The 21,541-nt window shown below is 70.9% G+C and carries 16 protein-coding genes; 9 read left to right on the forward strand and 7 right to left on the reverse strand.

The features are described from left to right. The 3 genes from A3862_RS14785 to A3862_RS14795 all read right to left on the reverse strand — a co-directional run bounded on the left by A3862_RS14785 (nucleotide 1) and on the right by A3862_RS14795 (nucleotide 4,334). Entirely contained in the window at nucleotides 1-2,673 is a 2,673-nt protein-coding gene (locus A3862_RS14785; RefSeq protein WP_043758755.1) for an MGH1-like glycoside hydrolase domain-containing protein, read from the reverse strand. 103 nt (nucleotides 2,674-2,776) lie between these two features. Then, nucleotides 2,777-3,559, reverse strand: a complete 783-nt coding sequence (locus tag A3862_RS14790) for a fumarylacetoacetate hydrolase family protein (RefSeq protein WP_043758753.1) — start codon at nucleotides 3,557-3,559, stop codon at nucleotides 2,777-2,779. A 109-nt stretch (nucleotides 3,560-3,668) separates the two neighbouring features. Continuing rightward, entirely contained in the window at nucleotides 3,669-4,334 is a 666-nt protein-coding gene (locus tag A3862_RS14795; RefSeq protein ID WP_043346706.1) for an HAD-IA family hydrolase, read from the reverse strand. Nucleotides 4,335-4,544: 210 nt separating this feature from the next. On the opposite strand from A3862_RS14795, the gene trpA reads away from it, so the two are divergent. The 4 genes from trpA (at nucleotide 4,545) to A3862_RS14815 (ending at nucleotide 8,827) form a co-directional block, all read left to right on the forward strand. Then, a complete protein-coding gene (gene trpA, locus A3862_RS14800) occupies nucleotides 4,545-5,384 on the forward strand; it encodes a tryptophan synthase subunit alpha (RefSeq protein WP_043758751.1) in 840 nt (279 codons plus the stop codon). A gap of 80 nt (nucleotides 5,385-5,464) precedes the next feature. Beyond that, nucleotides 5,465-6,361, forward strand: coding sequence for an acetyl-CoA carboxylase, carboxyltransferase subunit beta (accD, locus tag A3862_RS14805; protein ID WP_043346702.1), 897 nt, complete (start codon nucleotides 5,465-5,467; stop codon nucleotides 6,359-6,361). Between the two features lie 7 nt (nucleotides 6,362-6,368). Then, complete coding sequence (locus A3862_RS14810) at nucleotides 6,369-7,694, forward strand: bifunctional folylpolyglutamate synthase/dihydrofolate synthase (RefSeq protein WP_043346700.1); 1,326 nt, start codon at nucleotides 6,369-6,371, stop codon at nucleotides 7,692-7,694. 233 nt (nucleotides 7,695-7,927) lie between these two features. Continuing rightward, nucleotides 7,928-8,827 (forward strand): outer membrane protein, encoded by a 900-nt coding sequence (locus A3862_RS14815; protein WP_043346698.1) that lies wholly within the window; start codon nucleotides 7,928-7,930, stop codon nucleotides 8,825-8,827. Nucleotides 8,828-8,947: 120 nt separating this feature from the next. Here A3862_RS14815 and trxA read toward each other — a convergent pair whose 3' ends face one another. Together trxA and addA are read right to left on the reverse strand one after the other, a co-directional pair. Continuing rightward, nucleotides 8,948-9,271 (reverse strand): thioredoxin, encoded by a 324-nt coding sequence (trxA, locus tag A3862_RS14820; protein ID WP_010682902.1) that lies wholly within the window; start codon nucleotides 9,269-9,271, stop codon nucleotides 8,948-8,950. 204 nt (nucleotides 9,272-9,475) lie between these two features. Then, nucleotides 9,476-12,973, reverse strand: a complete 3,498-nt coding sequence (gene addA / locus A3862_RS14825; RefSeq protein WP_111473682.1) for a double-strand break repair helicase AddA — start codon at nucleotides 12,971-12,973, stop codon at nucleotides 9,476-9,478. Between the two features lie 115 nt (nucleotides 12,974-13,088). Between addA and minC (A3862_RS14830) the strand changes: the two genes are divergently transcribed. The 5 genes from minC (A3862_RS14830) (at nucleotide 13,089) to A3862_RS14850 (ending at nucleotide 17,000) form a co-directional block, all read left to right on the forward strand. Then, a complete protein-coding gene (minC, locus tag A3862_RS14830; protein ID WP_075380698.1) occupies nucleotides 13,089-13,853 on the forward strand; it encodes a septum site-determining protein MinC in 765 nt (254 codons plus the stop codon). A 198-nt stretch (nucleotides 13,854-14,051) separates the two neighbouring features. Further along, the gene (gene minC, locus A3862_RS14835) at nucleotides 14,052-14,780 is read left to right on the forward strand and encodes a septum site-determining protein MinC (protein ID WP_111473683.1); all 729 of its coding nucleotides are present in this window, start codon (nucleotides 14,052-14,054) and stop codon (nucleotides 14,778-14,780) included. Nucleotides 14,781-14,793: 13 nt separating this feature from the next. After that, nucleotides 14,794-15,609, forward strand: a complete 816-nt coding sequence (gene minD / locus A3862_RS14840; protein ID WP_043346690.1) for a septum site-determining protein MinD — start codon at nucleotides 14,794-14,796, stop codon at nucleotides 15,607-15,609. Continuing rightward, complete coding sequence (gene minE / locus A3862_RS14845) at nucleotides 15,606-15,947, forward strand: cell division topological specificity factor MinE (RefSeq protein WP_043346685.1); 342 nt, start codon at nucleotides 15,606-15,608, stop codon at nucleotides 15,945-15,947. Before minD ends, minE begins: the two co-directional genes overlap by 4 nt. A gap of 168 nt (nucleotides 15,948-16,115) precedes the next feature. Next, a complete protein-coding gene (locus tag A3862_RS14850; protein WP_111473684.1) occupies nucleotides 16,116-17,000 on the forward strand; it encodes an alpha/beta fold hydrolase in 885 nt (294 codons plus the stop codon). On the opposite strand, the gene A3862_RS14855 is transcribed toward A3862_RS14850, so the two are convergent. Then, the gene (locus A3862_RS14855) at nucleotides 16,990-18,426 is read right to left on the reverse strand and encodes a cytochrome P450 (RefSeq protein ID WP_205782343.1); all 1,437 of its coding nucleotides are present in this window, start codon (nucleotides 18,424-18,426) and stop codon (nucleotides 16,990-16,992) included. The genes A3862_RS14850 and A3862_RS14855 overlap by 11 nt on opposite strands. A gap of 77 nt (nucleotides 18,427-18,503) precedes the next feature. Further along, complete coding sequence (locus A3862_RS14860; protein ID WP_111473685.1) at nucleotides 18,504-21,152, reverse strand: ABC transporter transmembrane domain-containing protein; 2,649 nt, start codon at nucleotides 21,150-21,152, stop codon at nucleotides 18,504-18,506. Nucleotides 21,153-21,541 lie beyond the last annotated feature (389 nt).

Raw genomic sequence — 21,541 nt, forward strand, 5'->3', positions numbered from 1 at the left:
TCACGTCCAGTCCAAGGCCGGGACCTCGGCGCCCGCGGTCGCCACCTCCTGGATCAGCAGGGCCACGAGCCCCGACCATCCGGTCTGGTGCGCGGCGCCGACCCCGCGACCCGTGTCGCCGTGGTAATATTCGTAGAACAGGACCAGATCGCGGAAATGCGGATTCTCCTGTTCGATCCGGCTGTCCCCGTAGACGGGCCGTCGCCCGTCCGGGCCGCGGGTCGAGAGTCCGATCAGACGCCGTGACAGGTGGGCGGCGATCTCGCGCAGCGAATAGGTCCGTCCGGAACCGGTCGGTGCCTCGACCCGGAAATCCGGGCCGTAATAGTCGTGGAAGCGGTTCAACCCGGCGATCAGCAGGTAATTGACCGGCATCCAGACCGGGCCCCGCCAGTTCGAGTTGCCGCCGAACAGGCGCGAGCGCGACTCCGCCGGCTCGTAGGCGAGGCCCAGGTCGCTGCCGTTCCACGCGAAGCAGAACGGCGCGTCCGCATAGACGCGGGAGACGGCCCGCAACCCGTGCTTCGAGAGGAACTCGTTCGGGTCGAGGGCGCGCTGCAGCAATGCCTTCAGCCGGTGCCCGCGCAGCAGCGACAGCAGCGCGGTCTGGCCCTCGCCGGGTTCGTTCCAGCGCGAGACCAGGGTCGCAAGGTCCGGGCGGTTCTTCAGGAAGAACAGCATCCGGTCGCGCAGCGATGGAAGCCGCTCCAGATCGCAGGCATTGATGACCGCCACCGCGAAGATCGGGATCAGACCGACCATGGTCCGGGCCCGGATCGGGAGGCGCTGTCCGTCACGGGTCTCGATCACGTCGTAGAAGAAGCCGTCCGGCTCGTCCCAGACACCGGCGCCGGTGGCAGCCGCGATGAGGAGGAAGTGCTCGAAGAACTTCTCGGCCATGTCCTCGTAGGTCGGGTCCTCGAGGGCCAGCTCGATGGCGATCCGCATCAGGTTGAGAGCGTAGGTCGCCATCCAGGCCGTCGCGTCGGACTGGGTCAGCGAGGCGCCGTCGCCCACCGGCTTCGACCGGTCGAAGATGCCGATGTTGTCGAGGCCGAGGAAGCCGCCCTGGAACAGGTTGCGGTCGTCGGAATCCTTGCGGTTCACCCACCACGTGAAGTTCAGGGTGAGCTTGTTGAAGATCCGCTTCAGGAAGGCGTGGTCCGGCGTGCCGGTCAGCGCCCGGTCCAGCTCGAAGACCCGCCAGGCGGCCAGCGCGTGGACCGGCGGATTGGCGTCTCCGAAGCCCCATTCGTAGGCCGGCAGCGCGGCGTTCGGATGGGTGTAGGCCTCGTCGACCAGGAGCAGCAGCTGGTTCTTCGCGAAATCGGGATCGAGCAGCCCGAACACGATCGCCTGGAGGGCCAGATCCCAGGAGGCGAACCACGGATACTCCCAGGCATCCGGCATCGAGATGATGTCGTTGGCCCGCAGATGGGCCCAGTCGCTGTTGCGGCCGTGCCGCCGCTCCGGCGCCGGTGCGGGCTGCGCCGGGTCGCCGGTGAGCCATTCGCGCACGTCGTAGTGGTAGAGCTGCTTCGACCAGAGCATGCCGGCGAGGGCCTGCCGTTGCACGAGCCGCATCTCGGGATCGGCGATCGGCGCCTGAAGCGCTCCGTAGAAGTCGTCGGCCTCCGCCTCCCGGTCGGCGAAGACGGCGTCGAAATCCGCGAAGGGCTCGCCCGGCGCGGTCTCGGGGCGCAGGCGCAGGCGCAGGGTCCGCGTCTCCCCGGGGCCGAGATGGAGATCGTAGCGGGCGGCGCACTTGGTGCCCGACAGGGCGTTGGCGGCGGCCCGGTTTCCGCCCGCGACGCACCGGTCGATCCCGTCCTTGTAGAAGCCCTCGGCCGAACCGGTGCCGAACAGCCGATGCGTGTTCGTCTCGTTCTCGGTGAACAGCAGCTCGCCCGCGCCCTCGGCGAAGAAGCGCAGGCCCGGCATCTCGGGATGGCGCGCCCAGACCGAGCCATCCGAACCGGCCATCAGCTCCGGCTTCTGGACGCCGTGCTTCCAGGACCATGTGTTGCGGGCCCAGAGCTGAGGCAGGAGCGTCAGGTCGGCGGGGTCCGGACCGCGATTGGTGGCGGTGACCCGCATCAGGATGTCGTCCGGCGACGCCTTGGCGTAGGCGATCGCGACGTCGAAATAGCGGCCGGCGTCGAACAGGCCGGTGTCGAGGAGCTCGTATTCCGGGTCGTCGAGACCGCGCCGCGCATTCTCCTCGACCAGCCGCTCATACGGAAAGGCCGCCTGCGGGTACTTGTACAGCATCCGCATGAAGGCGTGGGTCGGGATACCGTCGAGGTAATAGTAGAGTTCCTTGACGTCCTCGCCGTGGTTGCCTTCCTGATTGGTCAGGCCGAACAGGCGTTCCTTGAGGATCGGGTCCCGCCCGTTCCACAGGGCGAGGGACAGGCACCAGTTCAGATGCCGGTCGCCGAAGCCGCCGATCCCGTCCTCGCCCCAGCGGTAGGCGCGGGATCGGGCGTGGTCGTGGGGCAGGTAGTCCCAGGCGTCGCCGCCCGGGCTATAATCCTCCCGCACGGTGCCCCATTGCCGGTCGCTGAGATACGGCCCCCAGCGGCGCCAAGCCGGGTCGGAGCGGGCCTCCACGAGACGGCGTCCCTCGGCGGTCTCGAAGAGGTTGCGCGGCACGCCGTTGGGCTTGGTCATAGGCTCGCTGCTCCTGCCCCCGCGGTCGCATCAACCGATAGTGCCGCGCCGCCGGCAGAGAAAGTCCGGGCCCGCGCCGCGGCCCGATCCGCGCGGGATCGGGTCACACGATGCGGATCGACAGGTCCGGCAGGCCCTCGATCGAGCCCGCGAGGATGTCTCCCCGCACCACCGGCCCGACATTCTCGGGCGTGCCCGAGTAGACGATGTCGCCGGCCTTGAGCTCGAAGGCCTTCGACAGTTCGGCGATCTGCTCGGCCACCGACCAGATCATATCCGACAGGTCCGCGTCTTGCCGGAGCGTGCCGTTGACGGAAAGCCGGATGCGCCCGCGCCCCGGATGCCCGACCCGTGCGACGGGCAGGATCGGCGTGATCGGCGCGGAGTGGTCGAAGCTCTTGCCGATCTCCCAGGGCTTCTTCTGGTTGCCCATGCCGCGCTGGAGATCCCGGCGGGTCATGTCGAGGCCGGTGGCGTAGCCGTAGACGTGATCGAGCGCCTGCCCGACCTGGATGTCCCGGCCGCCCGATTTCAGCACGGCGACCAGCTCGATCTCGTGGTGATAGTTCTGCGTCAGCGACGGATAGGGATGGTCGGCGAGGCCGTCCGCGACCACCTGCACGGCGTCTGCGGGCTTCTGGAAGAAGAACGGCGGCTCGCGGGACGGGTCGGAGCCCATCTCACGGGCATGGGCCGCGTAGTTGCGGCCGATGCAGTAGATCCGCCGGACCGGGAAGACCTGCGCCTCGCCCAGGATCGGAATGGTGACCTGTGGCAGCGCGAACAGCGTGCCCGGCTGCGCCTCCCCTGCAGCGGCCTGACCGAGGGTCCCGGCACCGCCCACGGCGACCGCCCCGAGCACGTGACGCCTGCTGATCGTGGCCATGACCTTCGTCCTTCTGCCCGGCTGCGTGCTGCCGCGGACCGCACAATTCGGTCGGCGATACGACGGGGCTGCCCCGGCCGCCAGCGGATGCGGGCCTGGTCGGGGATCCTCAGCCGGCCCGTGTCACCCGGATCCCGCTTCGGTCTGCCGCGACGCGTAGCCGGGTGTAGTCCGCGATCGCGGGATGGCCGGTCGTCACCGGCTCGTGATGGGTCGCGGTGACCACCACGATGCCTGCGCCCGCGGCTTCGGCCGCCCGGATGCCGGCCGGGGCGTCCTCGAAGACGAGGCACTCCGACGCCGCGGCACCGAGGCGTTCGGCCCCCAGCAGGAAGCAATCCGGCGCGGGCTTGCCCTGCGCCACGTCCTCGGCGGCGACCAGGAGATCGGGGACCGGCATGCCGGCCGCCGCGAGCCGGCGCTCGGCGAGCCGCCTGGGCGCCGATGTGACGATCGCCCAGCGCTCGCGCGGCAGCGCCTCCAGGAACGACCGCGCGCCGGGGATCGCGATGATGTCGCCGACATCCTCCATCTCGGCCTCGGTGATCGCGGCGGCCTCGGCTTCTGGATCGACGCCGGGCAGGTTCAGCCGCCGGATCGTCTCCACCGAGCGCACCCCGTGGATCGTCGGCAGGAAGGCGGCCACGTCGAGGCCGTGCGCCTCGGCCCAGCGCGACCAGATCCGCTCCGCCGACGCAATCGAGCTGATGATCGTCCCGTCCATGTCGAACAGGAGCGCGGCCAGGGGACGTGTCGGGAAAAATGTCTCGGGCATGGGGGACCGCTAGGCCGCCGCCGCCGCCCCGGCAACCGACCCGCGCGCATGGCCGCGTCACGCGGGCTGGCGAGCCTCCGGGGCCGACTCGGCGCGCGAGCGGCGCGCTGTCGCGGGAGCCCGGCCCGCTTCACGGGCCGATGCCTTTGGTGTAGCGCGGGTGCAACCCCGGGCCGTCGGCGGCCCTGCAACCGCGAATATCATCCGACCATGCCGAGCCGCATCGACGCCACCTTTGCCCGCGCCCGCGCGGAGAACCGGTCCGTCCTCGTCACCTACGTGATGTCGGGCGATCCCGATCCCGAGACCTCGCTGGAGGTGCTGTCGGCGCTCCCGGGTGCCGGCGCCGACATCCTGGAATTCGGCCTGCCGTTCACCGACCCGATGGCGGACGGTCCGGCGATCCAGGCCGCCGGCCTGCGGGCCCTGAAGGCGGGCCAGACGGTCGCGGGCACCCTCGACCTCGTGCGCCGCTTCCGCGCCGGCAACGACACCACGCCGATCGTGCTGATGGGCTACTACAACCCGATCCACACCTACGGCGTCGACCGCTTCCTCGACGACGCGGTGGCGGCCGGCGTCGACGGGCTCATCGTCGTCGATCTCCCGCCCGAGGAGGATTCCGAGCTGTGCCTGCCGGCCCTCGGCAAGGGCCTCGCCTTCATCCGGCTCGCCACGCCCACCACCGACGAGCGGCGCCTGCCGGCGGTCCTCGCGAACACGGCGGGCTTCGTCTACTACGTGTCCATCACCGGCATCACCGGCACGGCGACACCGGATTTCGGCAAGGTCTCCGAGGCGGTCGCCCGCATCCGCCGCCACACCGACCTGCCCGTGGTCGTCGGCTTCGGCGTCAGGACCGGCGCCCATGCGACGGCGATCGCCAAGGGCGCGGACGGCGTCGTGGTCGGCTCCGCCCTCGTGGACGCCCTGGTGCGCTCCCTCGACGGCGAGGGCCGGCCTCAGGCCGGAAGCGTCGCGGCGGTGACGGAGCTGGTGCGGGAACTCGCCGCGGGCGTGCGGGCGGCGGGCGTCGGACGGGCCGCCTGACGGCCGGAGCGGGCACCCCTGGCGGCGGCGTGCGCCGCACCTGATATCTGCGCGGGCTTGAAGCGGACGGACGCAAGTCGATGGTCGAACCGATGAACTGGATCTCGGAGGTGGTGCGCCCCCGGATCAAGACCCTGTTCAAGCGCGAGACGCCCGAGAACCTCTGGGTCAAGTGCCCGGATACGGGGCAGATGGTGTTCCACAAGGAGGTGGAGGCCAACCACTGGGTCATTCCCGGCTCCGAGCATCACCTGAAGATGGGCGCCCAGGCGCGCCTGAAGATGATGTTCGACGAGGGCACCTGGATCGACGTGGCGCTGCCGGAGGTCGCCACCGACCCGCTGAAGTTCCGCGACGAGAAACGCTACGTCGACCGGCTCAAGGAGGCCCGGGCCAAGACCGGCCTGCAGGATGCGTTCAAGATCGGGTTCGGCCGGGTCGGCGGCCTGCCGATGACGCTCGCGGCGCAGGAATTCGGCTTCATGGCGGGCTCCCTCGGCATGGCGGCGGGCGAGGCCTTCGTGCGCGGCGCCGAGACGGCGCTGGAGAAGCGCACGCCCTACGTGCTGTTCGCGGCGTCGGGCGGTGCGCGGATGCAGGAGGGAATCCTGTCCCTGATGCAGATGCCGCGGACCACGGTGGCGGTGCGCCGGCTCAACGCGGCGCGGCTCCCCTACATCGTGGTGCTGACGAACCCGACCACCGGCGGCGTCACCGCCTCCTACGCCATGCTGGGCGACGTCCACCTCGCCGAGCCGGGCGCCCTGATCTGCTTCGCGGGACCGCGGGTGATCGAGCAGACCATCCGGGAGAAGCTGCCGGACGGCTTCCAGCGGGCGGAGTACCTGCGCGAGCACGGCATGGTCGATCAGGTGGTCCACCGGCACCAGCTCAAGGAGACGATCACGCGTCTCTGCAGCCTCCTGACCCAAGCGCCCCAGGCCGCCGCGCCGGCGGCACCCTCCGAGGCGGCCTGACCCGGCGATGGCCTCGTCCGATGCCCTGATGGCGCGTTTCCTGGCGCTCCACCCCCGCACCATCGACCTGTCCCTGGGCCGGATCGAGCGGCTGCTCGCGCGGCTCAACCATCCCGAGCGTCGCCTGCCGCCGGTGATCCACGTCGCCGGGACCAACGGCAAGGGCTCGACCATCGCGTTCATGCGGTCGATCCTGGAAGCCGGCGGGCTGGCTGCGCATGTCTACACCTCGCCGCACCTCGTCCGTTTCCACGAACGGATACGCATCGGCGGGATCGGCGGCGGCCACTTCGTGGACGAGGATCGTCTTGCCGACGCGTTCGCCCGCTGCGAGACGGCCAATGCCGGCGAGCCGATCACGATGTTCGAGATCACCACGGCCGCGGCCTTCCTGCTGTTCTCCGAGAGCCCGGCCGACGTGCTGCTCCTGGAGGTCGGCCTCGGCGGCCGGCTCGACGCCACCAACGTGATCGACCGGCCGGCCTGCGCGGTGGTCACGCCGATCGGCCGCGACCACGCCGAGTATCTCGGCGACACGGTCGAATCGGTCGCGACCGAGAAGGCCGGGATCTTCAAGCGCGGCTGCCCGGCGGTGATCGCCGCCCAGGATTACGCCGAGGCCGATGCCGTCCTCTGCCGGCGTGCGGAAGCCGTCGGCGCCGGGCCGGTGTTCGTCGGCAACCAAGACTTCTCCGTGCACGAGGAACGCGGCCGCCTCGTCTATCAGGACGAGACCGACCTGTTCGATCTGCCGCGGCCGCGCCTCGCCGGGCGCCACCAGCTGGTCAATGCCGGCACGGCGATCACCGCGCTGCGCGCCGCCGGATTCGGCGATATCGGCACGGCGGCGCTGGAGCGGGGCCTCACCGAGGTCGATTGGCCGGGGCGTCTGCAGCGTCTCGGCCGCGGCCGTCTGGCCGCCCAGCTCGATCCCGGCACCGAGCTGTGGCTCGATGGCGGCCACAACATCGACGGCGGCCGGATCCTCGCGGCCGCCATGGCGGATCTCGGCGAGAAGAGCGACGTGCCGCTCGTCCTCGTGGTCGGCCTCCTCGGCACGAAGGACGCCGACGGGTTCCTACGCAATTTCGTCGGACTCGCCCGCGCCCTCGTGGCCGTCCCGATCACCGGGACCATGGCCGCGCGCCCGGCCGAAGAGGTCGCGCGGATCGGCGAGGAGGTGGGTCTCTCCACCTACGCGGCGCCGAGCATCGAGGCCGCCCTCGCCCTGGTGCGGGACATCGCCTTCGAGCGCCCCCCGCGAATCCTGATCTGCGGATCCCTCTACTTGGCCGGCATGGTTCTCGCCGCCAACGACACGCCGCCGGTCTGAGTCGTCTCCAGTGCGGCCGACCTGCGCGCGGCCGCCGTATCAAGTGGCGGGAACGCCGGACATCTGTGAAGTCCGGATTTTGCATTCGAAAATCCGTCGAATCGCCGCAATCGCGCGGACGGAAACCCGTCCACGGCCACGCTTTCCTCCCGCTGTGGCAGCTAAGCTACATCCTCCCGGGGCTCGATCGCATAATTTCATCGGCGATCGGGCTTATGCTGGGGATCACAGTAATGAAGAAGCTTCTCACGTCTCTCGCGGCTTTCACCGCACTCACCGCTGCCGCTTCGGCCGCCGACCTTCCGCGCCGCGCTGCGCCGCCGCCGGTGTTCACGCCCGTTCCGGTGTTCACCTGGACCGGTGCCTACTTCGGTATCAACGCCGGCTACGCGTTCGACGCCAGCAGCAACTCGACCCGCGGCTTCGTGCAGACGCCCGGCAACCCGGTCGCTCTCGTCCCGGGCGGTCTCGTTCCCTACCAGGCTCTGCTGCCGAACGGCTCGTCGCTGATCTACAGCAACGACAGCCGCGAAGGTTTCTCGGGCGGTGGCCAGATCGGCTACAACTGGCAGCTGACCCCGGGCTCCGGCGCCGTGATCGGCTTCGAGGCTGACGCCCAGTACCTCGACTTCGGCCGTCGCGCTCGTTTCGCCACCAACGCCGTGGCGATCAACCCGGGCTTCATCCCGGTCAACGGCACGCTCAACACCATCGACTTCTTCGGCACCGTCCGCGGTCGTCTCGGTTGGGCCTTCGACCGGACCCTGGTGTACGCCACCGGCGGTTTCGCCTACGCCACCGGCACGGATGACGGCGCTCGCGTCGGCCTGCAGAACTTCGCTGGCCGCCGGAACGACTTCAAGACCGGCTGGACCGTCGGCGGCGGTGTCGAGTACGCCCTGCCCACCGACTCGTTCCTGAACTTCTTCCGCTCCTCGGCCGTCACGCTGAAGGTCGAAGGTCTGTACGTGAACCTCGACAACAACAACGGCCGCGCCCAGGCGCCGCTGGTTGGTGCTGCGATCTCCCCGGTCGGCCTCGTGCCGGTGTACTCGCTCTCCGGCATCAGCCGGAACGAGAACGCCTTCGCCGTCGTCCGCGCCGGCCTGAACTACAAGTTCGGCTCGTACTAAGACCTGATACCGGATCCCGGGCTCGACCCCGGGATCCACCAACAATCTTGGGCTCGAAACCGAGAAAGCCCGGCCTCGCGGCCGGGCTTTCTTTTTTATCGTCTAGGTCTTGGGAGTGGCTCAGGCGGTCTGGGCGCCGATCCAGCGCGACAGGTCGCCCTTCGGGGCCGCGCCGACCTTCTGGTCCACACGCTCGCCGTTCTTGAACAGCAGCAGCGTCGGGATCGAGCGGATGCCGTACTGGGCGGCGATCTGCGGATTCTCGTCGACATTGACCTTGGCGATCTTCACCTTGCCCTGCAGGTCGGTGGCGATCTCCTCGAGCGCCGGACCGATCTGACGGCACGGGCCGCACCACTCCGCCCAGAAATCCACCACGACGGGCTCGGCGGACTTGAGAACGTCCTGCTCGAAGCTCGCGTCGGTTACCTTCACCGTCGCCATAACGTTACCTTTCGGAAGCCGCCGTCCGTCGGACGGCGTCGAACGGGCAGGGGCCCGTGCGGTCCCGCCAGAATTGGCGACGCCCCGGCGCGCGGTCAAGAAGTCCGGCTGCCCCGGCCCGGCGGCCGTCGCGGTGGGCGCACCACAGATGTGCGGTGCCGCATGCCGGTCGCCGTGTTCGCCCGGACGGCCGGAACGGACCATTCACGCCTCGATGCCGACCCGGTCCAGTGCCGCCGCAACGTCGTCGGGGCCGAGGGTGCGGATCACCGGGCCCGAGGTCCAGACGAGGATCGGCTGGATCGTCCGGCCCGGATAGATCTGCGCGAGAAGGCGCGCATAGAGGGCGATCTGGCCGGCCTCCGCCGCGGGGAGGGGGGCGTCGGGTTCGGGCGGGCGGCCGGTCTTGAAATCCGCGATTCGGACGACGTCCGCCGTCACCGCGAGGCGATCGACGCGTCCCTGAACCGCGCGCTCCGCGCCGGCCGCCCGGACACGCCCCGACAGGGCCACCTCGGCGCGGGCATCCGGACTGAAGAGAGGTGCGAGATCCGGGTCATCGATGATTCGAAGGACCGACCGGACGATCGCGTGCGGGGCCGCGCGCGGGAGGCCGGGCGCCCGGGACCGCACGAAGGCGAGCCCGGCCGCTTCCCGGCGGGCGGGCTCCACGCGGGGCAGGTGCTGGAGCAGGGCGTGGATCAGGATCCCGCGCCGCCGGGCCTGCGCGTCCGCGAGGCGCGGCGGCGGTACGCGCGCGCCGTCCGCCGCCCGGAGTGCGCCGGACGGGCTCAGGGCCTCGACCTCCGGTTCCGGCGGGACCGGGCTGCGCAGCCAGTCCGGCTCCGGCTCCGGAGACCGCGTAGCCGCGGAGGCCGCCGCCGCCGGGGCCGGCATCTGCGGGGCGCCATCCTGCCAGAACGTCGCCGGTCCGTAGGGCAGGTCCAGCGTTCGGCCGGCCCCGAGCGCCGCCTCCAGGCCGGCATGGATCATCCGGCACCACGCCGCCTCGCTCTCGCGCTCGTGGCCGCGGAAGGGCGCGACGATGAGCCGGTCGGCGGCGCGGGTCATGGCGACGTAGAGCAGGCGGTTGTGCTCCTGCCGGGCCTTCGCGAGCAGGGCCGCCCGCGCGGCGTCGGTGGCGGCGCAATCCTGGGTCCGCCCGCCCGACCAGACCGGCGGCAGGGCGATCTCCGTCGCCGGGAGCGGCAGGAGGGGCGGATCGTTGCGGCCCAGGGGCTCGCAGCCGTCGAGGATCACCACGACCGGCGCCTCCAGACCCTTCGCGCCGTGGACCGTCATCACCCGGACCTCGTCGCGGCCCGATTCGAGGTCGCGTTTGACGGTGTGACCGGCCTCGGCACCGACGTAGCGGGCGAGGAAGCCGCCGAGGGACGGCGCGTCCTCGCCGGTCTCGGCCTGGGCGGCGGCTGCGAGGAACACGTCGATGGCGTCCCCCGCCTCGCCGCCGAGACGGGCCACAAGCTTCGCCCGGCCCCCCTGCGGCCCGAGAAGCCGCGCGTAGAAGCCGAACGGGCCGTGGAGCCCGGCCAGCGCGATCCACCCCGACAGGGCCTCGAGCCCGCGCCTTGCGGCCGGGTCGCCGGAGGCGGCATGGCGGTGCAGGGCGTCCTCCAGAGTCTCTGCGAGGTCGCGGCGGGTGGCGATCCGCACGAGGTCGTCGTCGGTCAGCCCGACGAGCGGCGTCTTGAGGGCGGTGGCGAGGGTCAGGTCGTCGGCCGGCAGGAGACCCGCCCGCCCGGCGGCGACCAGATCGGCGACCGCGATATGGGCGGAGACCTCCAGCCGGTCCTGCCCGGCGACCGGAACGCCCAGTCCCTTCAGGGCGCGGATCACCTCCTCGAAGGCGGGCCCGCGCTTCCGGACCAGGATTAGGACGTCCCCGGGGCGCCAGATCCGACCGGTGGCGTCCCCCGTCGTGGTCCAAGTCCGCACCGCCTGCGCAACCCGGCGGGCTGTGACGATCGCCGGGGCGCTGGTCTCCGGCGCGTCGACGGGAGCGGTCCAGGCATCCGGCTCGGCGGCGGGCTCCGGCTCGGCGATCGGCCACAGCTCCACGGCGCCGGGCGCCCCGGGTCGGGCGCTGGCATGCACGGTCGTGCGCACCGTGTCCTCGAAGGACAGGCCGTCATTGTGCGCATCGATGGCGAAGACCGCGTCGACGGCGCGCAGCACGAGGTCGGTCGAGCGGAACGACAGGGTGAGCGGCACGTCCTCGAAGGTCAGCCCGGCCGAGCGCGATTCCGCGATCCAGGATGCGCGGGTCAGGGCGAATTCCCGCGGCTCCGCACCCTGGAAGCCGTAGATCGACTGCTTGGGATCGCCCACCGCGAAGCGCGTGCGGCTGCCGGTCCGAGCGCCCTCGCCGGCGGCGAATTCCTGCGTGATCGCCCGCAGGATCGCCCATTGCTCCGGATTCGTATCCTGCGCCTCGTCGACCAGGACGTGGTCGATCCCGCGATCGAGCTTGTAGAGGACCCAGCCGGCCCCGACCCGCCCGAGCAGATCCAGCGCCTTGTGGATCAGGTCGTCGAAATCGAGGGCGCCGAGGCGCGCCTTCTGGGCCTCCACGCGGCGGTGGATCTCGGCGGCGATCCGGAACAGGGCCTGCGTCCGGGCATGGGCCCGGGCGGCGCGCAGGCGGTCGAACAGCGGCTCCAGCCGATCCCGCTCGGCGAGCAACGCCGCCTTGGCATCGGCCGGCACGCTCTTGGTCCCGAGGCTGCTGTCGGCCTTGGGCTCGTCCTTCTGGGTGAAGAAGACCGCGCGGTAGAGGGCCAGGGCCTCGGACCGGTCGGGAAGATCCGTGGAGCCGGTCCGTTCGGCCTCGGCGGCCGCCAGGGCGTCGGCGAGCTTCTCGTCGTTGGCCTTGCCGGTGCGGAGTGCCGCGATCAGCGCTTCCCGATCCTCCGGACGGCACCCGGGGCCGCCGTCCAGGATCCCGGCCTCGATCCGTTCGGCGGAATCCTCCGGCGCCAGGCCCAGCGCCCCGTGCAGCCGCCCGAAGGCTTTCTCGAGGCCTGCCGCATCGCCGATGAAGCTCCGGGCCCGCATGGCCGAACGGATCGCGGACCGCAGGGTGTCGCCCGTCGCCTCGGGCGTGACCCGCGCCAGGGCGGCGCTGAGCGGCGTGTCGCCGTTCGCCACGGCATCGGCCAGCACGTTGGCCATCTCGATGTCGAACAGCTCCTGGGCCTTGGACTCGTCGAGCACCACGAAGCGGGCCGGCACGTTCGCCTCGAAGGGGAACATGTGCAGCAGCCGCTCGCACAGGGCGTGCAGGGTCTCGATCTTGAGGCCGCCCGGCGTCTCCACCGCCCGGGCGAAGAGGCGGCGCGCCAGCCGCAGGCGCTCGGGCCCGGCGCGCTCGCCGGTGAGGTCGGCGAGTTCGGCGGCGAGGGTCTCGTCGTCGAGCGTCACCCAGCGGCCGAGGAGCCGGAAGACGCGGATCGCCATGTTGGCCGCGGCGGCCTTGGTGAAGGTCAGGCAGAGGATCCGCCCGGGCGGGGCACCGTCGAGGAGCAGCCGCACCACCCGGTCGGTGAGGACCTTGGTCTTGCCGGCGCCGGCATTGGCCGAGACCCAGGCGGAGGCGCGCGGATCGGCCGCCCGCCGCTGGTTGGCGCGAGTGAGGTCATCGACGACGAAAGGGGCGGGGGCGTGCGAAGTGGCGCTGCTCAACGGTCCGGTCCGGCTCGGCTGCCGGGTCTCTCTACAACAGAAACGCGCCCGCGGGCCCGCCAAGGCGTCACAGCAGGCATTGCGGGATTGCCCCCGGCGCGGCGGCGTCCCATGGATGCGGACGATCCTGTCCGCGACACCGAACACGCCCGTGACCCAGCCGACATCCGAGCCGGCGCGCCCGCCGATCCGCTTCCGCGGCCGCTCCTTCATGGCCACCGTCCTGGCGCCGATACCCCCGGTGGCCGAGTGGTTCGGCGACCTGGACGCCCTCAATCGCCGCGCCCCGAACTTCTTCGCCGGCCGGCCCGTGATCCTCGACCTGTCCGGATTGCGGCTCACCCGCGAGGATCTCGACGGGCTGCTCGCCGAACTGGCTGCGCGCAACATCGCCGTCCTGGGGATCGAGGGCGCGGCGCCGTCGCTCCTGGGGGCGGGCGCCCCGCCGGCCCTCGCGGGTGGCCGGCCCGCGGGCGAGGTCGCCACGCCGGACGAATCCGCCTCGGACGCGTCCGCGTCGACCGAGCCCCAGCCCAAGGAGACGGCCCGCTCGCTGATCCTCGACGCCCCCGTGCGCTCCGGCCAGACCGTGCTGCACCTCGAGGGCGACGTCACGGTCCTGGGCGCCGTCGCCTCGGGCGCCGAGGTCATCGCCGGCGGCTCGATCCACGTCTACGGCGCCCTGCGCGGCCGCGCGATCGCCGGCGCGGCCGGAAACCCGACGGCGCGGATCTGGTGCCGCCGGTTCGAGCCGGAGTTGGTGGCGATCGACGGCCTCTACCGCGCCGCGGACGACCTCGACCCGGCCTTCAGAGGGCAGGCCGTCGAGGTGCGGCTGCTGGAGGATGCGATCAAGCTCAACCTGTTCGAGCGGGGTTGAGCGGCGTTTCCCCGCGGACGTTCGGGCCGTCGGTCGAAGGACGGGGCGCCTGACTCCGCTCGCGGGCGGGCCGTGAAAGCGTCCTCCGCTGCTCCGATACAAGGATCCCGGCAGAATTTGCCGACCGGATCAGAAACTTAACCCTTCGGTAACCATACCCGCCGTCAATGGTCCGGTAAGGACTCTTAACGGGCGGACATGAGCGAGACCCACCCCGAGCCGATCGATCCGGAGACCGCCCCCGCGGCGGCTCCTTCCACGCCCCGGCCGCTCAGCCTGCGCGGACGGGCCTTCAAGGCCCTGGCCCTCTCCCCCGAGCCGCCGCTTCCCGAGTGGCTCGCGGGCCTCGACGCGGCGCTCAAGCGCTCGCCGACCCTGCTGAAAGGCCGGGCCGTCATCCTGGATTGCGCCCAGCTCAAGCCCGAGCCGGACGCCCTCGAAATGTTAATGAACGAACTCAAGGCCCGCGGCATCGCGGTCCTGGGCATCGAGGGCGCCGACACGGTCCTGGACGGCCTGCCGCCGCTTCTCGTCAAGGGACACCCGTCCGAGAAGGTCGAGATCCCGAGCGTCCCGGCCGAGCCGGAGCCGCAGGTGGTCACCTCGATCACCGTCGAGGGCTCGGTCCGCTCCGGCCAGAGCGTCATCAATCCCACCGGCGACGTGACCGTGATGGGTTCGGTCTCCTCGGGGGCCGAGATCCTGGCCGGTGGTTCCATCCACGTCTACGGCGCCCTGCGCGGTCGCGCGATCGCCGGAGCCGCGCGCAACCCGCGCGCACGAATCTACTGCCGCAAATTCGAACCCGAGTTGCTGGGGATCGACCGCCTCGTGCGGACGGCGGAGGACATGGGCACGGCCCTGCGCGGCAAGGCCGCCCAGGTCTGGCTCGATGGCGGCAACATCCGAATGGCAAGCCTGGATTAAGGGAGATCGACGCGTGGCAAAGGTTCTCGTCGTCACATCGGGCAAGGGCGGCGTCGGCAAGACGACGACGACCGCAGCCCTCGGAGCGGCCCTCGCCCAGGGCGGGCAGAGCGTGTGCGTCGTCGACTTCGACGTCGGCCTGCGCAACCTCGACCTCGTCATGGGCGCCGAGCGCCGGGTCGTCTACGACCTCATCAACGTGGTCAACGGCGACGCCAAGCTCCCGCAGGCGCTCATCAAGGACAAGCGGCTGGAGACCCTGCACCTGCTGCCGGCCTCCCAGACCCGCGACAAGGACGCGCTCACCGACGCGGGCGTCGCCCGGGTGATGGACGAGCTGCGCGACAAGTTCGACTGGGTCATCTGCGACTCCCCGGCCGGCATCGAGCGCGGCGCCCAGCTCGCCATGCACCACGCCGACGTGGCGGTGGTCGTGACCAACCCCGAGGTCTCCTCGGTGCGCGACTCCGACCGGATCATCGGCCTCCTCGATTCCAAGACCGCCAAGGCGGAGAAGGGCGAGGACATGGAGAAGCACCTGATCCTCACCCGCTACGACCCGATGCGGGCCGACCGCGGCGACATGCTCAAGACCGAGGACGTGCTCGACATCCTGTCGATCCCGCTGCTCGCGATCATCCCGGAGAGCCAGGAGGTGCTGCGCGCCTCGAACCTCGGCTGCCCGGTGACCCTCAACAACCCGCTCTGCGCCCCGGCGCGGGCCTATGCCGATGCGGCCCGCCGGCTCAAGGGCGAGACCGTTCCGATGAGCCTGCCGGTCGAGCGCAAGTCCTTCCTCGACAAGCTGTTCATGCGGAGGGCGGCGTGAGCATCCTCGGACTGTTCCAGAAGCGCAGCTCCGGCGCGGTCGCCCGCGACCGCCTGCAGCTGATCCTCGCCCACGAGCGCGCGGAGTCGGGTCGCCCCGACCTCGTGATCCAGCTCCGGGAGGAGATCCTGGCGGTGATCGCCAACCATGTCGCGGTCGAGCCCGACAAGGTGAAGGTCACCCTGGAGCGCGGCGAGGGCGTCTCGACCCTCGGCCTCGACATCGAGCTTCCGCTCGGTGCCTCGGCCAAGCTCGACGCCAAGCTGGCGGCCAAGCTCGCCGAGGTCGCGGCCAACAAGGGGTCGGCCAAGCCGGCCTCCTCCAAGAAGGCCGCTTGAGCCGGGCGGGGACCATCCCCGCCGGCACGGTAGACCGCAAGCCGCGCCCGGCCCGCCGGGTGCGGCTTCGTCGTGCCGGTCCCCTGTCGATCCGCGGCCTTGGCTCTCGACCGGGCGCGCCGTCGCACCATGTCGCAAATCTCGGGGGAGATTGGTGAAAGGGTAGCCATGCCGAGCGCCGCGACGGATGACGGGATCCGGCTCCACTACGAGGAGAGCGGTCGGGGTACGCCGCTGATCTTCGTGCATGAATTCGCCGGCGACCATCGCAGCTACGAGGCGCAACTGCGCCATTTCGGAAGGCGCTACCACGCGATCGCGTTCAACGCCCGCGGCTACCCGCCTTCCGACGTCCCGGAGGCCGTCACCGCCTACTCGCAGGCGCGTGCCGCCGACGACATCCTGGCCATCCTCGACCATCTCGGCGCGCCGAAGGCCCATGTCGCCGGCATCTCGATGGGCGCCTTCGCAACCCTGCATTTCGGCCTCCGGCATCCCGACCGCGCGCTGTCGCTCTGTCTCGGCGGCTGTGGCTACGGCGCCGAACCCGAGCGGCAGGCGATGTTCCGCGCCGAGGCCGACGCCACCGCGGCGATGCTGCGTCGCGACGGCATGGCCGCTTTCGCCGAGCGCTACGCCGTCGGGCCGACGCGGGTGCAGTTCGAGGCCAAGGATCCGCGCGGACATGCCGAATTCAAGCGGATGCTCGCAGAGCACTCGGCCCTCGGCTCGGCCAACACCCAGGCCGGCGTGCAGAAGGGCCGCCCGTCGCTCTACGATCTCACGGACGCCTTGCGCCGCATGACCGTTCCGACCCTGATCGTCGCCGGCGACGAGGACTGGCCCTGCCTCGCCCCGAGCCTCATGCTGAAGCAGGTGATCCCGTCGGCGGCCCTCGCGGTCCTGCCCAATACCGGCCACGCCCTCTCCGTCGAGGAGCCGGATGCCTACAATCGACTCCTCGACGAATTCCTGGCGCAGGTGGAGAGCGGCCGCTGGCCGATGCGCGATCCCCGGGCGATCTCGGCGACGATCACCGGGATCAAGGGCTGACCGGATCCCGGGGGATCAGACGGAATCGCGCCGGCCGGTCCGGCTGCGTCGTCACCACCGCCTGGGGCAGGACCGGTTCGCGCTCGTCGAGCACGAGCCGGAATCGCGCCAGCAGACGCGCCAGGGACAGGACGGCCTCGCTCAGGGCGAACTGCGCGCCGATGCAGACCCGGGGGCCTGCTCCGAAGGGCAGGTAGGCGAAGCGCCGCGGCGCGGGGGCGCCCGGCAGGAAGCGGCCCGGATCGAACGCGTCCGGATCCGACCACAGCGTCCGGTGCCGATGGAGTACCCAGGGGCTGACCATGACGATGTCGCTCGCCTTCACCGCATGCCCGGCAACCGAATCGGGACCGAGCGCCCGCCGGACGACCACGAACGCCGCCGGATACAGCCGCAGCGTCTCGTCGATCACAGCGCGGGTGAGCGGCAGGCGACCGTCGCTCTGGCAGCCGGTGGGATCGGTCAGGTCGGCGCTGCGCGCCTCAGCGGCGACCCGCTCCTGCATCTCCGGGGCGAGGGCCAGCAGGTAGGCCGCCCAGAACAGCGTGCCGGCCGTGGTCTCGTGGCCGGCCAGGATCATGGTGGCGACCTGGTCGCGCAATTCGTCGGCGGTGAAGGCAGCCCCCGTATCGGGATTGCGCGCCGCCGCGAGCAGGTCGAGGAGGTCGCCCGCGTGCGGCCTGTCCCGCTCGGCGTCCCGGCGCGCCGCGATGATCCGGTCGAGGAACGGGATCCAGCGGCGGCGGAACCGCGCGCGGGACCAGTCGAGGGGCACCGGCCAGCCCGGGGGGATCACGATGTCGAGGAGATGCGGCCGGCCCATCCGCTCGGCATATTCGGCGATGAACCGGCGCAGCTCCGCGCCGTGCTCGTCCATGCCCACCGAGAACATGGCGCGCCCGGCGATCTCGAGGGCGAGCCTGTAGAACGACGTGAACAGATCGACCGGCCCCGTCGCAGCCTCGGCGGCGATCCGATCCATCCCGTCCGCCACGGCGGCGTCGATATGGGGCACCAGCCCGTCGATGGCCCGTGGCGTGAAGGCGGGCGCAAGGGTCCGGCGCTGGTGCCGCCAGGCCGAACCCTCGCTGATCAGGAGTCCGTCGCCGAGGATCGGGCGCAGGATGCGGGTCGTTCCGGTGGTGCGGGCGTAGTTCGCCTGATTCTCGACCAGAACCCGGCGGATCGCCTCCGGGTCGCTCAGGACGAAGCTCGACCGTCCGAGAAGCCCCCGGCGGGTGACCGGCTCCTCGAAGGCGCGCCGGGGGAACCCCTCCAGCGCGTTGTCGCGAATCGAGCGCAGGTAGGCGGCGAGCAGCAGCTCCCGCTCCGGCGGCGCACGGTGCGGCGGCACCACGCGCGGCAGGCCGGCAAGGCTCGGGGTCGTCCGGTCCGGTCTCGCGCTCGCGTCCGAAAGTATGGGCATGTGGCGCCATCCTGTGCCGAAGACGGGCAAGCCTGTAAACCGCCGCCGGCACGCCGCGCGGACCGGTCACGCCTACGTCATTCCGCGGCCGTCCGCAGGCGCGTTTCGGCACTTCCGAGCGCCAATCGCGCGGGGAAGCGGGCCGGATCCGAGTCCGTCGAGAGGCTGGCCACCAGGCTGGCCCGGGGCAGGGTGGCCTCCGTCACGTCGAGCAGCGTCCCGACGCCGCGCTCCAGATGCTCGTCCACCCGGTCGACCACGAGGATCTCCGGCTCGCGCAGGATTGCCCGGGCGAGGCCAATTCGCACCCGGACCCGCTCCGGCAGGAGCTGCCCGCGATTTCCGACCTCCTTCTCGAGGCCGCGCCGCTGGATCGGCCGCTCCAGGTCGAATTCCCGGAACACCGCGCGGGCTTCCCGCTGGATCAGCGTCTCGCCGTGCATCCGCACCGTGTCGATGCGGCCGAACAACAGGTTGTCCAGCACGGTGCTGCGCGGGTTGATCCGGTTCGGATCGTAGGATTCGACGTCGTATCCGTCGTCGCCGTGCATGAAGCCCTGCACGACACCCCGTGCGCCGACGATCCGCTTGGTCAGCGGTTGATTGAGGAGGCCGAAGCGCATCCGCGGCTCGACATAGGCCAGGGCCAGCGCCAGGAAGGCCACGCTGTCGGCTTCGCTGAGGCGCCCCGCCGCGGGCAGGCGACCGAGGCGGCGCAGGTAATCCGGCAGCGCGTCCGGGGTGATCAGCGAGAACCGCCGGAACAGCGGGTGGCCCGGCGGCACGTCGGCGAAAATGTCCTTCAGGTTGCTGGCGATTGCGACGCCCATCCGGTCGAGTTCGTCGAGGAGCTTCACCTTCTCCAGCGCCTCGCGGAACATGGGCACGCCGGCGAGACGGCGCGGATCCGTCAGCGACGTATCCCGGGGGACGCCGAACAGCAGGTTCTCCGCCACGGTCGCCTGATCGTTGTAGCGGCCCCGGGCGAACGGAATCACGAGGTCGGCGAGGCCCTTCTGGGCGAAATGCTCCCGCAGGTGCTCCCGCGCCGCGATCATCCGCTGGCCCACCGGCGTGTCGTGGGCCACCGAACTGAGGGCGCCGAGCCCGAACCTGTAGAGATCGTCGCCGAGGTCGAGCCGGCCGAGCAGGTCGAGGAGACGATCGTCGAGATCCAGGGCGTCGCGAACCCCGAGGCGTCCGAAATCGATCCAGGGATCGTCGACGCTGTCGCAGGGATTGCCGGTCTTGACCGCCTCGTTGATCCGCGTCTTGCTGAGATCGAGGATGTGCGTGCGCAGCGGCTGGACGCGCAGCCCGTACAGGACATTGTCGCGCAGCGTTCCCGGGAACAGCACGGGTTGGATGCCGGCATACGCGATGCGGTGCGCGTGATCCCGTCGCGGCAGGGTGGACAGGTCGTGATCGCCGATCCGGATCGTGCCCCCGGGCGGTAGCTGCAGCCCGGCCAGGACCCGGGCGAATTCCTGCGCCACCGGGCCGGCCGGCACCAGGGCAAGCCGCCCCGGCAGGCGGATCTCGGCGTCGCCGACCTCGATCGGGGCGCCCCCCTGCGGATCGCGCAGGGACAGGCCTTCGAGACGCAGCGGGCTGCCGAGGCGTGGCGGCGGCAGCTCGGCTTCGCGCTCCACCGGCCGCAGGCGGTGCGCGCCGAAATGGGCCGCCACGGTCTCGTACTTGACCTCGACGTCGAGGCGCTGCTGATCCCAGTCGATCAGCTCCTTGAGGGGCGGGGGCAGATCGCGATAGGCGGCGAGCACCGCCACGAGCTGGCCGATGTCGAGCTCTCCCTTCAGGGCGAAGTACCCGCCGATCGCGTAAAACAGGAACGGCGTCACCTGCGCGAGCAGGTTGTTGAGGTACTTTACCGCAAACTTGCGGCGGTAGATTTTCAGCCGCAGGTCGTAGAGGTCGTAGAGCCGTCCGCCGATCTCGGCCCGCTCCCAGCGGCCGGTGTCGTTGAGCATCACCGCCTGCAGCCCGTCGAGCACTTCGGCGACGCGGCCGGCCAGGGCCCGGGAGGCGATCTGGCGCTGCCGGCTCAGGCGGATGATCTCCCGTCGCAGCCGCGGAATCACGATCATCTGCACGGCGACCATGCCGCCGGCCGCGATGCCGAGCCAGATGTTCTGCATCATGATGAAGGCCAGCGCGGTGGCGGCCTGGCAGCCCTGGAACACCGGCACCACGATGGCGTCGCCGATGAAGGCGCCGATCGGCTCGACCTCGTCGCGAATGATCGTCGCCGTCTCGGAGGATTTCACCTCCCGCTGCGTCTCCGGCGAGAAGCGCAGCATCAGCGCGAAGAGCTGGAAGCGCAGGCGGCGCAGCATCCGCTCGCCGAGCATGCCCTTCTGCAGGTTGATCCAGAACTTGAACGCGCCGTTGATCAGGACGAGGCCGAGGAACAGGCTCGACAGGCTCAGGAGCAGCTCGAAGCGGTCGAGCTGGAAGCCCTCGAACAGGTGCGTCGTGCCGCCGCCGAGCGCCGCGGGCCAGTCCACGGTGAGTTCGAGGAATGGGGCGGTCGCCTCGCCATGCGCGTAGGCCTTGCCGGTGATCGCGTCGTTGACGATGCGCTTCGGCAGGTCGAGGGAGGCGAAGTAGAACGGGAGCGACGCCAGCACGACGGCGCAGATCCTGAGCTGATTGCCCTTCGAATAGCGCCAGATGTACGGGAACAGCCGCGGCTCAAGCGCGCGCATCGTGTCCTTCCGACGAAAGCCCGCCCTGGCGGCCCGAGGGCCGAATCGCCGCAGTCGGACGCTTGACCCTGGTCGATACGCTACCCGAGGGATCCGGTTTCATCCAATACACCCCGATACGGACGGCGGCGCGCCGGTCGCGGCGTGATCGCGCCGTCATATAGGGTATCCTGCGATGCGGGGGGCATGCAGATCTGCCCTGCAACGGCGGCTCGCGCCGGGCCCAGCCGCAGGCGTGGCGCCGGTGCCGCAGTCGGGAGCCGCCCCCAGCAATCCGGCCCGCGCGGTGCGCCCATGACGTCAGCGGCCTTGCTCAAGAGCGCGCGTCCTTATATTGCGACGCAACCACCACGACTCCGTACCTGAACCGGCGCGGACGGCCGCGCCGC

Origin of the sequence: Methylobacterium sp. XJLW (assembly GCF_003254375.1) — a bacterium.
In the GTDB taxonomy this organism is placed as follows: Bacteria; Pseudomonadota; Alphaproteobacteria; order Rhizobiales; family Beijerinckiaceae; genus Methylobacterium; species Methylobacterium fujisawaense.

What these genes read in the sequence shown, in the direction of transcription:
- A3862_RS14810 (WP_043346700.1), top strand. Translation starts at nt 6,369, where the DNA reads ATGGCCTCGTCCGATGCCCTGATGGCGCGTTTCCTGGCGCTCCACCCC.
- A3862_RS14850 (WP_111473684.1), top strand. Translation starts at nt 16,116, where the DNA reads ATGCCGAGCGCCGCGACGGATGACGGGATCCGGCTCCACTACGAGGAG.
- accD (WP_043346702.1), top strand. Translation starts at nt 5,465, where the DNA reads ATGGTCGAACCGATGAACTGGATCTCGGAGGTGGTGCGCCCCCGGATC.
- A3862_RS14860 (WP_111473685.1), bottom strand. Translation starts at nt 21,152, where the DNA reads ATGCGCGCGCTTGAGCCGCGGCTGTTCCCGTACATCTGGCGCTATTCG.
- A3862_RS14795 (WP_043346706.1), bottom strand. Translation starts at nt 4,334, where the DNA reads ATGCCCGAGACATTTTTCCCGACACGTCCCCTGGCCGCGCTCCTGTTC.
- trpA (WP_043758751.1), top strand. Translation starts at nt 4,545, where the DNA reads ATGCCGAGCCGCATCGACGCCACCTTTGCCCGCGCCCGCGCGGAGAAC.
- A3862_RS14790 (WP_043758753.1), bottom strand. Translation starts at nt 3,559, where the DNA reads ATGGCCACGATCAGCAGGCGTCACGTGCTCGGGGCGGTCGCCGTGGGC.
- A3862_RS14785 (WP_043758755.1), bottom strand. Translation starts at nt 2,673, where the DNA reads ATGACCAAGCCCAACGGCGTGCCGCGCAACCTCTTCGAGACCGCCGAG.
- A3862_RS14815 (WP_043346698.1), top strand. Translation starts at nt 7,928, where the DNA reads ATGAAGAAGCTTCTCACGTCTCTCGCGGCTTTCACCGCACTCACCGCT.
- trxA (WP_010682902.1), bottom strand. Translation starts at nt 9,271, where the DNA reads ATGGCGACGGTGAAGGTAACCGACGCGAGCTTCGAGCAGGACGTTCTC.
- A3862_RS14855 (WP_205782343.1), bottom strand. Translation starts at nt 18,426, where the DNA reads ATGCCCATACTTTCGGACGCGAGCGCGAGACCGGACCGGACGACCCCG.
- minC (WP_075380698.1), top strand. Translation starts at nt 13,089, where the DNA reads ATGCGGACGATCCTGTCCGCGACACCGAACACGCCCGTGACCCAGCCG.
- minC (WP_111473683.1), top strand. Translation starts at nt 14,052, where the DNA reads ATGAGCGAGACCCACCCCGAGCCGATCGATCCGGAGACCGCCCCCGCG.